We start from the raw sequence: 13,700 nt of genomic DNA, 5'->3' as shown, positions 1-13,700 counted from the left end.
TATGCCATTGTTGGAAGTCAACGACCTCAATGTCCGGTTCGCAACGCAGGAGGGCGAGGTTCACGCCGTCAACGGCGTCAGTTTCGCGCTCGAGCGCGGCGAGGCGCTGGGCATCGTCGGCGAGTCCGGTTCGGGCAAGTCGCAGCTCAGCTTCTCGATCCTCGGGCTACTGGCCGCGAATGGGAAGGCCTCGGGCTCGGTGAAATTCGACGGGCGGGAGATCCTGAACATGCCCGAGCCCGAGTTGAACAAGTTGCGCTCCGACCGGATCTCGATGGTCTTTCAGGATCCGATGACCGCGCTCAACCCCTATATGCGGATTTCGGACCAGATGGCCGAAGTGCTGATGCTGCATAAGGGCTTGGGCAAGCGCGCCGCCGTGGCTGAGGCCGCGCATATGCTCGAACTGGTGAAGATCCCGGACGCGAAGAACCGCGTGCGTCTGTTCCCGCATGAATTCTCGGGCGGGATGCGCCAGCGCGTGATGATCGCGATGGCCCTTCTGTGCAAACCAGATGTGCTGATCGCAGATGAGCCGACGACCGCGCTCGACGTCACCGTGCAGGCGCAGATCATGGACCTGCTGGGCGAGCTGCGCCGCGAGCTGGGCATGGCGACCGTGCTGATTACCCACGATCTTGGCGTCGTCGCGGGCTTCTGCGAGCGGGCGATCGTCATGTATGGCGGTCAGGTGATGGAGCAGTCGCCCGTGGATCCTTTGTTCGCCAACCCGACCCATCCCTATACCAAGGGCTTGCTGGCCGCGCTGCCGCGTCTCGATGCGGAAGTCGCGATGACCCCGATCCGGGGCAATCCGCCGAATATGACCGGCGCGCCGAAGGGCTGCCCGTTCTGCCCACGCTGCGATTTCGTCGAAGAGGTCTGCGCCGACGTTATGCCGCCGCTGACGGAGTTCGCGCCGGGCCGCGCCCGCGCTTGCCACCGTTCCATTGAAACGATCGAGGAGGCCGCCGCATGACGACCCCGCTGATCGAGGCCCGCGACGTTCGGGTCACTTTCGAAATCCGCCGCGCCTCGGACCTGCCGTGGACCGAGCCGCCGAAGCTGCGCGCGGTCAATGGCGTGAACTTCAAGCTGGAGCAGGGCAAGACGCTCGGCATCGTGGGCGAGTCCGGCTGTGGCAAGTCCACGTTGGCCCGCGCGCTGATCCGGATGCTGCCCGCCGAGGGCGAGATCATTTGGGAGGGCGAGACCGATCTGCTGCCGCTCTCGCCGCGGCAGATGCTGAAATATCGTTCCGACATCCAGATGATCTTTCAGGATCCGCTGGCCTCGCTCGACCCGCGGATGACCGTGGGCGAGATCATCGCGGAGCCGCTGCGCACCCATCGCCCGAAGATGGGCCGCAAGGAGCGCAAGCAGAAGGTCCGCGAGGTGATGGAGAAGGTCGGTCTTCTGCCGAACCAGATCAACCGCTACCCGCACGAGTTCTCGGGCGGCCAGTGTCAGCGCATCGGTATCGCCCGCGCGCTGGTGGTGGAGCCGAAGCTGTTGATCTGCGATGAGCCGGTCTCGGCGCTCGATGTCTCGATTCAGGCGCAGGTTATCGCGCTTCTCGAAGATCTGCGCCGCGATCTGGGCCTGACGATCATCTTCATCGCCCATGACCTCAGCGTTGTGCGCCATGTCTGCGACGAGGTGATGGTGCTTTATCTGGGCCAGATGATGGAGGCGGGCGCTACCGAGAAGCTCTTTGCAGAGCCGCAGCACCCGTACACGCAGGCGCTTCTGTCGGCGGTGCCGATCCCAGACCCGGAGATCGAGCGCAACAAGACCCTGATCGCGCTGGAAGGCGATCTGCCGAGCCCGCTGAACCCGCCATCGGGCTGCCCGCTGCGCACCCGCTGCCCGCGGGCGAGCGAGGTCTGCGCCACGACACCGCCGACCGAGGAGGTCGCCGGGCGTCAGGTCTTCTGTCACCATCCCGGCCCTGCGGCCGAAGTGCAGGCGGTGCTGTCGGAGAGCTGAAATCTTGTGCGGCGGGCGGTGATGCATCGCCTGCTCACGCGGATTTGCGCAGGTTGACGCAAGGTCTTTGTCCAATCGGTCAAAAGACTGTTACGATCCCCGGATAGAGCGCTCCGGCAAGGAGCCAATTGTCTCGGAGGATCCCCCTATGTCGCTTATTTCGCGTCGTCAGTTTCTCGTTACCACCACCGCCGCGGGCGGTCTCGTGATGGTCCACCCGTTCACCGCGCGCGCGGCTGAAGGTCAGGCCCACCTGCGCCTGCTGTGCACTACCGATATTCACTGCCATATCCGGCCCTACGATTATTATGCCGACAAGCCTGTCGATACCGTGGGCCTGTCGCGCACTGCGACCCTGATCGAAGGCGTACGCGCGGAAGCCGCCAACACCCTGACCTTCGATAACGGCGATTATATGCAGGGCAACCCGATGGCCGATTACATCGCATACTCCAAGGGAATGAAGGAGGGCGACACCCACCCGGTCATCGCGGCGATGAACCTGCTGGGCTATGATTGCGGCACGCTGGGCAATCACGAGTTCAACTACGGGATGGATTTCCTCAAGAAGGTGAACGACCGCGCAAACTACCCGATGGTCTGCGCGAACTTCGCCCATAAGCTGGGCGCGACCCCGCGCGAGGACGACCTTTACCTGCCGCCCTACCTGATCCTCGACCGCGAACTGACCGATGGGGCTGGAAACAAGATGCCGATCCGCGTCGGCGTGATCGGCTTCGTGCCTCCGCAGATCATGCAATGGGACCGCGCGCATCTCGAGGGCAATTACCAGACTCGCGACATCGTGGAGGCCGCGAAAGCATGGGTTCCGCAGATGCGCGAGGAGGGCGCCGATCTGGTCGTTGCGCTCGCCCATACCGGAATCGACAACGGTCCTCAGACCGACGGCATGGAGAACGCTGCCTTCTACGTCGCAGGCGTCGACGGCATCGACGCGGTGATCACCGGGCACCAGCACCGTAACTTCCCCGGCAAGGATTTCTCGGGCCCCGGGATCGACAATGAGAAGGGCACGCTGCAGGGCAAGCCCGCGGTGCAGGCGGGCTTCTGGGGCAACCACATGGGGCTGATCGACCTGATGCTGAGCCGCGACGGCGGCAAGTGGAAGATCGATAGCCACAGCTCCGAGATCCGCCCGATCTTCGCGCGCGGCGAGGATCGTTCGATCACGCCGCTGACCACCGATTACAAGCCGATCCTCGCGGCCACCGATCAGGTGCATGAAGAGACGCTCAAATATGTCCGCGCCAAGGTGGGCGAGACCGAAGCGCCGCTCTATTCCTACTTCGCGCTGGTGGCCGACGATCCCTCTGTGCAGATCGTCTCGAACGCGCAGATCTGGTACGTGAAGAAACTGCTGGAGGGCACGCCCGAAGGCAAGCTGCCGCTTCTGTCGGCGGCGGCGCCGTTCAAGGCCGGCGGGCGCGGCGGTCCGGATTACTTCACCGATGTTCCGAAAGGGCCGGTGGCGATCAAGAACGTCTCCGACCTCTATCTCTATCCGAACACGCTACAGGCGGTGAAGGTCACCGGCGCGCAGGTGAAGGACTGGCTGGAACGCTCTGCAGGCATGTTCAACCAGATCGAGCCGGGTGCGAAGGACGCGACGCTGCTGAACCCCGATTTCCCGTCCTACAATTTCGACGTGATCGACGGCGTGACCTACCAGATCGACATCACCCAGCCCGCGAAATTCGACAAGGACGGCGTGGCGGTGAACCCCGACGCGAACCGCATCGTCGATCTGAAATTCGAGGGCAAGCCGATCGATCCGAAGGCCGAGTTCGTGATCGCGACGAACAACTACCGCGCCTCGGGGGGCGGCAGCTTCCCCGGCGCGGACGGCTCGACCGTGATCTACCGTGCGCCCGACACCAACCGCGACGTGATCGTGCGCTACATCCACGACAAGGGCACGATCAACCCGAAGGCCGACGCGAACTGGTCCTTCGCGCCCGCGGGCGGCGCGACGGTGCTGTTCGAGACCGGCCCGAAGGCACAGGCCTATGTCGAGGACGTGAAATCCCGGGGTCTCGACATCGAGCAGGCGGGCGACGGCGAGGGCGGCTTCGCGCTCTATCGCATCACGCTCTGAACTGCCTTGGACAGAGACCGAAAGGGGCGCCATCGGCGCCCCTTTTCCACGCAGTGCTGTCGCGAGGCGGTTTGCCCCCTCCGGTATCTCGCGAATACGTGAACTCCGCGCAGGGCGCGAACTGACACCGGGATTGCGGTGCGGATGTCGCGAGCGGCTGCGTTGATTGGAAGTTTACATTTTAAAACAATAAGTAAGACAAGCCGTCTTTCCCGAGCCTCACGGCACGCAGCATTTGTTTCCTGCATTTACCGCCGCGCGCGAGTGGCGACAGAACCAAGCGGGCCTATCGTAGAAATGGAACAACGCCGGGAAAACCGGGCTGCGGACAGGAGTTTCAGTATGAGCATTGGTCGGATGACGCGGCGCGCCGCGCTTGGGATGCTGCTTGCGGGCGGGGTCGCCGCGCAGGCATTGGCGCAGGGAATGCCGGGCGGCGCGCGTGGCCCGACCGAGGTCGGCGTGATGCAGGTCGAGACACGGTCCGTGCCCTATACCGTCACCCTGCCGGGCCGCGCCGTGGCCTATGAGCAGACCGATATCCGCCCGCGCGTCGCCGGCACCATCGCCTCGATCGATTACGAGGCGGGTCACAAGGTCGCGACGGGCGACGCGCTGTTTCACATCGACGACGACACCTATCAGGCCGAACTGACCGCTGCAGAGGCCGAGAAGGCGAGCGCCGACGCCAATGTGCAGGCCGCGCAATCGCAGGTGGACCGCTACACCAAGCTAGAGAAGACTTCGATTTCGGTGAGCGATCTGGAGACGGCGAGGGTCGCGCTGGCCCAAGCCAAGGCCTCCGCGCTGAGTGCCGAGGCCGATCTTCAGACCGCGCAGCTCAATCTCGACCGCACGGTGATCCGCTCGCCTATCGACGGCTACCCGGATGTGGCGAACGTCTCCGTCGGCTCGCTGGTCACGGCGAACCAGTCCGACGCGCTGACCACGGTAACGCGGCTCGATCCGATCTATGTCGATGTTTCCGAGAGTGCGGCGCGGATCATGCGGGTGCGTCAACGGATCGATCAGGGTACGCTTCAACGCGGCGATCAACTGAAGGTCTCGCTGCTGCTGGAGACCGGTGAGGAATATGACGGCACCGGCACGCTGGTCAGCCCCGGCGCGACCGTATCCTCGACCACCGGCACGGTCGATTTCCGGTTTAAGTTCGACAATCCCGACCGGCTGATCCTGCCGGGCCAGTTCCTGCGCGCGAAGATCACGCTGGGCACGACTCAGGCGATCCTCGTGCCGCAGCGCGCGACCACGCGGGAAGGGGATGGATCGCTTTCGGCCTTCGTCGCCGCGGATGGCACGGCGAAGAAGGTGACGCTGACGACGGCGGGAACCTATCAGAACGCGTGGATCGTGACCGGCGGCATCGAGAGCGGCGATCAGGTGATCCTTGACGGGCTGAAGAACCTGCGCGACGGGGCCGAGATCAAGACGGTGCCGGTGACGATCAACGCGCAGGGGGTCGTGAAGGATGCGAGCCCCTCGGGTGACGAGACCGATACGGCGAAGGCGGAGTGAACCCGGCATGATCCGCTTCTTCATCCATCGCCCCGTCTTCGCGATCGTGCTCGCGCTGGTGACGATGCTCGCCGGCGGCTACGCGCTCACGCAGCTTCCCGTCTCGCAATATCCAGAGGTCGCGCCGACCACGATCCGCATCTCCGCCAGCTATTCCGGGGCGACCGCGCAGGCGGTCGAGAACTCGGTCACCACCCCGATCGAGGACTCGCTGACCGGGCTCGACGGGCTGCTCTACATGGAGAGCTTTTCCAACCAGGGCTCTGCGCGGCTGACGCTGACCTTCGACGGCTCGGTCGATCCGATCGATGCCGAGAACGAGGTGCAGACCAAGATCCGCAAGGTCGAGAATGCGCTGCCTGATGCGGTGCAGACCTCCGGGGTGAATGTCTCGCGCTCGTCCTCGGACATCCTGATGGTCGGGGCACTGGTCTCGACCGATGGCAAATATTCGACCGTCGAGCTGGGCAACATTCTGGACACCGAAGTGAAAGGAGCGATCGAGCGCACTGCTGGCGTGGGCGGGATCAACGTCTTCGGCTCGGGCTACGCGATGCGGGTCTGGCTCGATCCCTACAAGCTCGAGCAATACCAGCTGACGCCGACCGACGTGACCGCGGCAGTACAGGCGCAGAACACCACCGTCTCGGTTGGCTCGCTGGGCGATCTGCCCACCACCGAAGGCCAGCAGTTCACCGCCACGATCACCGCACAGAGCCAGCTGACCTCGGTCGAACAGTTCGAGAAGATCCTGCTGAAAACAGAACCCGACGGCTCTGCGGTCTATCTGGGCGATGTCGCGCGGATCGAGATCGGGCAGGAGAATTACGGCACCAATTCCAGGTTCAACGGCATGAATGCGGCAGGGTTCGGCGTGAACCTCGCGAACGGCGCGAATGCAGTCGATACGGCGGCGGCAGTGCGTGCGACGCTGGATCGGATGTCATCGTCGCTGCCCGAGGGTGTCAAGTTCCAGATCGCCTACGACACCTCGCCCTTCGTGCAGCTTTCCATCGAGAAGGTCTATCACACGCTGGCCGAAGCGATCGTGCTGGTGCTGCTGGTGATCCTCGTATTCTTGCAGAAATGGCGCGCGACATTGATCCCGATCGTCGCAGTTCCCGTGGTGCTGCTGGGCACATTCGCGGTGCTGCTGGTCGCGGGCTATTCGATCAACACGCTGACAATGTTCGCGATGGTGCTGGCGATTGGCCTCTTGGTCGATGACGCGATCGTCGTGGTGGAGAACGTCGAGCGCGTGATGGAGGAGGAGGGGCTCAGTCCCCTCCAAGCCACCGAGAAAAGCATGTCCCAGATCACCGGCGCACTGATCGGGGTGGCGCTTGTGCTGTCGGCGGTGTTCCTGCCGATGGCGTTCTTTCCCGGCTCGACGGGCGTGATCTATCGGCAATTCTCGGTGACGATCATCACCGCGATGGTGCTCTCTGCCGTGGTTGCGCTGATCCTGACGCCTGCGCTGGCGGCCAAACTCCTGCGCCCCTCGACGGGCCGCGCGATTGCGCCGGCGCGCGCTTTCAATACCGGTTTCGCGAAAGTGCAGCGCGGCTACGCCGGTGCGGTCGCGCGCATCGTGCGCAAACCCTTCCTGATGGCGCTGGTGCTAGTTCTCGTGCTGGCGGGCGCTTGGGGCGTGATGACCCGGCTGCCGTCCTCCTTCCTTCCGAAGGAAGATCAGGGCGTGCTCATGGCGATGGTGAACCTTTCGGAAGGGTCGACGACGGCACAGACGTCGGATGTGGTCGACCAGATCACCCAATACCTGCTGACGCAGGAGAAGTCCGATGTGGCTTCGGTCTTCGCGACGCTCGGGTTTTCCTTCGGGGGTGGTGGACAGAACACTGCGATGGTCTTCGCCAAGCTGAAGGATTTTGGTGAGCGCACTGGCGCGGATCAAACCGCCGCCGCGATTTCGGGGCGGGCGAACGCCCATTTCGCAGGTCTGCGCGCGGGGCAGGTCTTCTTTCTGCAACCGCCGGCGATCCGCGGGATCGGCAATTCTTCGGGCTTCCAGATGTACCTGGTGGATCAGGGCAATAACGGGACCGCTGCGCTGAAGGAGGCAGGCGATCAGCTCGTGGCCGAGGCGAAATCGGATAGCCGCCTGACCAATGTCCGGGTCAGCGGCGATGAGGACAAGGCAGCACTGCAGCTGGATATCGACCAGCAGAAGGCCGAAAGCTTCGGTCTGACGCTGAGCAACCTCAATTCGATGCTCTCAGTAATCTTCAGCGGGAGATCGGTGAACGACTTCGACCTCAACGGCAACTTACGCCCGGTGATCGTGCAGGCCGATTCGCCTTACCGGATGCAGCCGGAAGATATCGACACCTGGTACGCGCGGAACGCGTCGGGCGAGATGGTGCCGTTCTCGTCCTTCGCGACGACAAAATGGGTATCGGTCGCCCCAAGGCTGTCGCGCTATGACGCGGCCAATGCGATCGAGATCTCGGGTCAGGCGTCGGACAGCGCAAGTTCCGGCGCGGCGATGGACGCGATGGAGCAGTTGGTCAGTGACCTGCCCGGCGGCTACGCGGTCGCCTGGACGGGGTTGAGCTATCAGGAACGCCAGTCCGGCGATCAGGCGCCCTATCTCTATGCGCTCTCGGTGCTTGTGGTCTTTCTCTGCCTTGCTGCGCTTTACGAGAGCTGGTCGATCCCGCTGTCAGTGATGCTCGCCGTGCCGGTGGGCGTTCTGGGGGCGCTGGTCTCGGCGTGGGTCTTCGGGCAGTCGAATGACGTCTATTTCAAGGTGGGTATCCTCACGACCATTGGTCTGGCGGCGAAGAACGCGATCCTGATCGTGGAATTCGCCAAGAACCTCGAGGCCGAGGGCAAGGAGCTGATCCCCGCGACCATCGAGGCGGCACGGCTCCGCCTGCGCCCGATCCTGATGACCTCGCTCGCCTTCATGCTGGGCGTGGTGCCGCTGGCGATCGCGACCGGGGCGGGGGCCGCGGCGCAGAACGCGATCGGCATCGGCGTGCTGGGCGGGATGGCGGCGGCAACCTTCATCGGTGTCTTCATGGTGCCGGCCTTCTACGTCCTGATCCGCAAACTCACTCCGGGGCGCTGAGGCGGGGGGCGATTCCGTCGCGGAGCCGGCGGCGTCAGGCCCATGACCGCCTCAGCGACCTGTCACATCCGCCTGAATCGGGGAATGCGGGGAACAAAGCGTTGAAGACGCAAGTTTCCCCGCCAAGGAAAACCGGCAAATGCCGGAAAGAACCGATAAAGGAGTGAAGTTATGCTGAGCATGATCGGGGGCCTCATCGTCCTCATCCTCGACATCTGGGCCATCGTGTCGATCTTTGGTTCGGGAGCGTCCACCGGCAAGAAAGTGCTGTGGATCCTGCTGATCATCATCCTGCCGGTGATTGGCTTCATCATCTGGCTGATCGCCGGACCGAAGGGCGCGAAGGCGACAGTTTGAACGACGCGGAGGCAAAGGGACGAGCCGCGCAGTGCCCTGCGTATCGTTCCTATCGGCTCTGCTACCCTATTGCTGCTGGCGCTCGCGCTGGCTGTCTGGATCAGCCCTTGGTGGCTGATCCTTTCGCTTTTTGCGAGGCCGTTACGCCAACTGCTGCGAGCCGCGCCGGGAACGCCTTCCTGCGATGAGCGGGGTCGGGTGAACGCAGCCGCCGCAAGGGGTTCGCGGCGGCTGCTGCCCGACGGAGACGAGTGTGGGGAATCTCCGTCAGGGTCTCGTACTGTTCCCGAACGGGAACGTAAAAGCGGACGGTCCCACGGGTCGAGAGCGCTACGCGCATGTCCTCGACACGAAGGCGTCCGGAATGTCTAAGCTGCGCGAAGGGCTGACCCGCAAAGGAGAAGCGGATCGACGGCAACAAAGGGCATTTGCACCGGATGGGGGCACGCACGCAACCGTAATCGGGCTGCACAGGGCGGATATTCGCCGGTAGCCGCGACGGAACGGGCAAACCGAGCGGACCGGGAGGACGAGATGGACGAAGCCGAACGGATAGGAACCGAAGCTGCACGCTTGCTGGATATGACCCCGCAGCGGGTCAAGCCGTTGGCGGGCGGCGATCTGAGCCCGGTTCTGGCGATGGACCTGCCGAGTGGGGAGCGGGTGATCGCCAAGGGCGGGCCGAGCCCGGAGACCGAGGCAGAAATGCTTCGAACGCTGGCCGAGGCGGGCGCGCGGGTGCCGAAGGTGCTTGCGGTCTCTCGGATCTGCCTCGTTATGGAGGCGCTACCCCAGAGCGGCGGGCTGAGGGGCGCGGGCTGGCTGGAACTCGGCGAGTCGCTTCTCCGCCAGCACCGTGCGCCGGGGGCGCCCGATGATACGCCCTATGGTTGGCCCGTCGATTACGCTTTCGGCCCGGTGCCGATCCCGAACGCAGGGCAAGCGACATGGACCGAGTTCTGGGCCGAGGCAAGGCTGCGCCCGTCGCTGCCCGAACTGCCCGCGCCGCTCGCCCGCCGGGTCGAGAGGCTCGCGGCGCAGATCGAGGAACATCTGCCGCCACGCCCGTTCCCGTCCTTGCTGCATGGCGATCTCTGGGCGGGAAACGTGTTGGGCGACCAGGGGCACCTGAGCGGGTTGATCGACCCGGCATGTTATTACGGCGACGCGGAGGTCGATCTCGCGATGCTTCATCTCTTCGGCGCGCCGGGGCGGGAATTTGCCGTGGGCTACGGCGCGCTGCCGCCCGGTTGGGAAGCGCGCCGGGTGATCTATCAGCTATGGCCCGCGCTCGTGCATCTGCGCCTGTTCGGGGCCGGTTATCACGGAATGGTGGCGGGGCTTCTGGACCGGATCGGCGTCTAACGGGGAACCAGCGCGGCCATGAGGCGCTTTGGCTGCATTGAGAGGTGTTCACGGTGTCCCTGCCCAATGTCTCGATCTCGCGGCTGCCCGCGCTCAACTGGTCGCGCGGATTGCCCGCAGCGCTGGCGCTGAGCGGGCTGGTCGGGATCGTGCTGATACTCGACCTGCCGCGCGGGCAGGAACTGGCGGCGCTCGGCGCGGGGTTTGCCACCTCGACGGGGCAGGGCAAGTCGATCCGCAACCGCCGCTGGCCCGTCACCTTCCTCGACATCGCCGGTAAGCTCGTCGGGATCTTCGCGGGGATGGTCGCTGCGAAGGTCATGATCGGCGGCGTCGCGCTGAGCGTCCCGGGAATGCTGCTCGGCGCCTTCGCGGTGGGCTTGTTGTCACGCCGAGATATGAGCCTGTGGTGGCTGTTCCTGCAAAGTTGGCTGTTCTTCTCGCTCTCGACCTTTCTCGTACAGTTCATCCCGTCGCCCGGGCCGGTGCTGCTCGCCGTCGGCGGCGCGATGGTCTGGGTCTTGGCCGTGGAAGAGGCGGTTCGGGTGATCTGGAAATACTTCGCGCCCGAAACCGGTCCAACGCTCGACGGGCAGGTGCCGCCCGACGGCATCGCGCCGCTCAACTCGCTGATCGGGCAGGGGCTGCAGGCGATGGGCGCGGTGGGGCTGTCCTACGGGATCGCGGTCGGCCTCTCGATCAACCACCCCTACTGGGCACCGCTGTCAGCGTTGCTGATGTTGCGCCCGCGCCCGGGCATGACATGGGAGCGCGTCTTCGTGCGCAGCCTCGCGACGCTTGCAGGTGCGGTCGGAGCGAGCCTGCTTGTGCTGGGGCTCGGGCCGCACAGCGCGCTTATGCCGGGGCTCTACGTGATCTTCGGCGTGATCGCGATCCTGTTTGCTCCGCCCGCGCATTACCCGACCTTCGTGGCTTTCCTGACCGCGCTGATCGTGGTGATGGTCTCGATGGGCAATGATGCGCCGCTGTCGAACGCATGGGGCCGGATCGCGGGGACGGTGCTGGGTGGGGCCTCGGCCCTGGCAATGAGCTATCTCGCCCATGCGATCCGCAAGCGGCTCGGCTGGGAGGAAAGCCTCCCCGAGAGCGATGCCGCGTGAACGAAAACGGCCGCCCCGAGGGACGGCCGTTTCAAATCGAGATGTCAGTCGATCAATCGGGCAGGATGCGCACACCGCCCTTCGCCGCCGAGCTGGCCAGCAGAGCATAGGCCTTGAGTGCGGTCGAGACGGCCCGCTTGCGAGGCTCTGCCGGTTTCCACGGCAGCGGCCCTTTCGCCTCGCGGCGCGCGGCCAGAACATTGTCGGCCACGGCGAGGTTGATCGTGCGGTTCGGGATGTCGATCTCGATGATGTCGCCGGTCTCGACGAGGCCGATCGTGCCGCCTTCTTCCGCTTCCGGGCTCACATGGCCGATGGAGAGGCCCGACGTGCCGCCCGAGAACCGCCCGTCGGTCAACAGCGCGCATTTGGCGCCGAGGCCTTTCGATTTCAGATAGGAGGTCGGGTAGAGCATCTCCTGCATCCCCGGGCCGCCGCGCGGGCCTTCATAGCGGATGATGACCACTTCGCCCTCGACGACCTTGCCGGTGAGGATGCCCGAGACCGCGTCGTCCTGGCTCTCGAACACCTTCGCGGGGCCCGAGAATTTCAGGATCGAGTCGTCCACGCCCGCTGTTTTCACGATGCAGCCCTGCTCGGCGATGTTGCCGTAGAGCACCGCCAAACCGCCATCCTGCGAGAAGGCATGTTCCGCGGTGCGGATCACGCCGCCCTTACGGTCGCGGTCGAGCTCCTTGTAGCGGTTCTCTGTCGAAAACGCCTGCGTGGTGCGCACGCCGCCCGGAGCCGCGCGATAGAACTGGTGGATGGCGTCGTCATTCGCGACCATCACGTCCCACTTCGCGAGCGCTTCGCCCATCGTTTCCGAGTGCACGGTGCGCACGTGTTCGTGGATCAGGCCGGCGCGGTTCATCTCGCCGAGGATGCCCATGATACCGCCTGCGCGGTGGACGTCTTCCATATGGACGTCCTGCTTCGCCGGCGCGACCTTGCAGAACACCGGAACCTTGCGGCTCAGCCGGTCGATGTCTTCCATCGTGAACTCGACCTTGCCCTCATGCGCGATCGCCAACAGGTGCAGCACGGTATTCGTGGACCCCCCCATTGCGATATCGAGGCTCATCGCGTTCTCGAAGGCCTCGAAGGTCGCGATCTCGCGCGGCAGCAGGCCCTTGTCTTCCAGTTCGTAATGGCGGCGCGTGATCTCGACGATCTTGCGGCCCGCCTCGAGGAACAGTTCCTTGCGGTCGGCATGGGTGGCGAGCATCGAGCCGTTGCCCGGCAGGGCCAGACCCAGCGCCTCGGCGAGACAGTTCATCGAGTTCGCGGTGAACATGCCAGAGCACGACCCGCAAGTCGGGCAGGCGGCCTTCTCGATCGCGAGCACGTCCTCGTCGGAGTATTTCTCGTCGGCCGCCGCGACCATCGCATCGACCAGATCAAGGTCGTGACCGATGATTTCCGCGCCTTCCTTGCCGGCCTCCATCGGGCCGCCGGAGACGAAGATCACCGGGATGTTCAGGCGCATCGCGGCCATCATCATGCCGGGGGTGATCTTGTCGCAGTTCGAGATGCAGACCATCGCATCGGCGCAATGGGCGTTGACCATGTACTCGACGCTGTCGGCGATCACTTCGCGCGAGGGCAGGGAGTAGAGCATCCCGTCATGGCCCATCGCGATCCCGTCGTCGACGGCGATTGTGTTGAATTCCTTCGCGACACCGCCCGCGCTTTCGATCTCGCGCGCGACCATCTGGCCGAGGTCCTTGAGGTGGACGTGACCGGGCACGAATTGGGTGAAGGAGTTCACGACCGCGATGATCGGCTTGCCGAAGTCGTCATCCTTCATGCCGGTGGCGCGCCACAGACCGCGCGCACCTGCCATGTTGCGGCCATGGGTGGATCTACGGGAACGATAAAAGGCCATAAGATTTCCGTTTCTGTCGCGCCCGAGGGGACTCGGGCAATTTCCTGTCGCGGGCCTGAATATAACATGGATCGCCCGATGAACAGTGGCGAGATGGCGCGGGTGGACTGTGCGATGGTGCGAGATGTTGGGGAGAGCGCGTCTCGGAAGGCTTCCAGTGGAAGCCTTGAGCGGCGAGCGCGCCGCGTGGCGCGACGCAGGGCGCCTCATACGGGAGACGATGGTCTTGCGCGG

The 13,700-nt window shown here is 64.5% G+C and carries 9 protein-coding genes; 8 read left to right on the top strand and 1 reads right to left on the bottom strand.

Going from position 1 to position 13,700, the window contains the following annotated elements:
• The first annotated feature begins 1 nt into the window (after position 1).
• From B6V74_RS03690 to B6V74_RS03655, 8 genes are all read left to right on the top strand, one after another.
• Positions 2 to 979, top strand: a complete 978-nt coding sequence (locus B6V74_RS03690; RefSeq protein WP_075776286.1) for an oligopeptide/dipeptide ABC transporter ATP-binding protein — start codon at positions 2 to 4, stop codon at positions 977 to 979.
• The gene (locus B6V74_RS03685) at positions 976 to 1,989 is read left to right on the top strand and encodes an oligopeptide/dipeptide ABC transporter ATP-binding protein (RefSeq protein ID WP_088721973.1); all 1,014 of its coding nucleotides are present in this window, start codon (positions 976 to 978) and stop codon (positions 1,987 to 1,989) included. The genes B6V74_RS03690 and B6V74_RS03685 overlap by 4 nt, the downstream gene beginning before the upstream one ends.
• A gap of 148 nt (positions 1,990 to 2,137) precedes the next feature.
• Complete coding sequence (locus tag B6V74_RS03680; protein WP_088721972.1) at positions 2,138 to 4,105, top strand: bifunctional 2',3'-cyclic-nucleotide 2'-phosphodiesterase/3'-nucleotidase; 1,968 nt, start codon at positions 2,138 to 2,140, stop codon at positions 4,103 to 4,105.
• 342 nt (positions 4,106 to 4,447) lie between these two features.
• A complete protein-coding gene (locus B6V74_RS03675; protein WP_088721971.1) occupies positions 4,448 to 5,641 on the top strand; it encodes an efflux RND transporter periplasmic adaptor subunit in 1,194 nt (397 codons plus the stop codon).
• A 7-nt stretch (positions 5,642 to 5,648) separates the two neighbouring features.
• Positions 5,649 to 8,735, top strand: a complete 3,087-nt coding sequence (locus B6V74_RS03670; protein WP_088721970.1) for an efflux RND transporter permease subunit — start codon at positions 5,649 to 5,651, stop codon at positions 8,733 to 8,735.
• Positions 8,736 to 8,906: 171 nt separating this feature from the next.
• Positions 8,907 to 9,092: a PLDc N-terminal domain-containing protein gene (locus B6V74_RS03665; RefSeq protein ID WP_075776281.1), complete on the top strand. Its 186-nt coding sequence runs from the start codon at positions 8,907 to 8,909 to the stop codon at positions 9,090 to 9,092.
• A gap of 534 nt (positions 9,093 to 9,626) precedes the next feature.
• The gene (locus B6V74_RS03660) at positions 9,627 to 10,457 is read left to right on the top strand and encodes a fructosamine kinase family protein (RefSeq protein ID WP_240497038.1); all 831 of its coding nucleotides are present in this window, start codon (positions 9,627 to 9,629) and stop codon (positions 10,455 to 10,457) included.
• Positions 10,458 to 10,510: 53 nt separating this feature from the next.
• Positions 10,511 to 11,578 (top strand): FUSC family protein, encoded by a 1,068-nt coding sequence (locus B6V74_RS03655; RefSeq protein ID WP_146694511.1) that lies wholly within the window; start codon positions 10,511 to 10,513, stop codon positions 11,576 to 11,578.
• Between the two features lie 52 nt (positions 11,579 to 11,630).
• Here the strand turns inward: B6V74_RS03655 and ilvD are convergent, their stop codons facing one another.
• Positions 11,631 to 13,466: a dihydroxy-acid dehydratase gene (gene ilvD, locus B6V74_RS03650; protein ID WP_075776278.1), complete on the bottom strand. Its 1,836-nt coding sequence runs from the start codon at positions 13,464 to 13,466 to the stop codon at positions 11,631 to 11,633.
• Positions 13,467 to 13,700: the final 234 nt, after the last annotated feature.

The sequence above is a fragment of the Thioclava sp. F42-5 genome, from assembly GCF_002213195.1.
GTDB lineage: Bacteria > Pseudomonadota > Alphaproteobacteria > Rhodobacterales > Rhodobacteraceae > Thioclava > Thioclava nitratireducens.
Note: the sequence above shows the minus strand (reverse complement) of the source record. Positions and strands in the feature narration are given on the sequence as shown.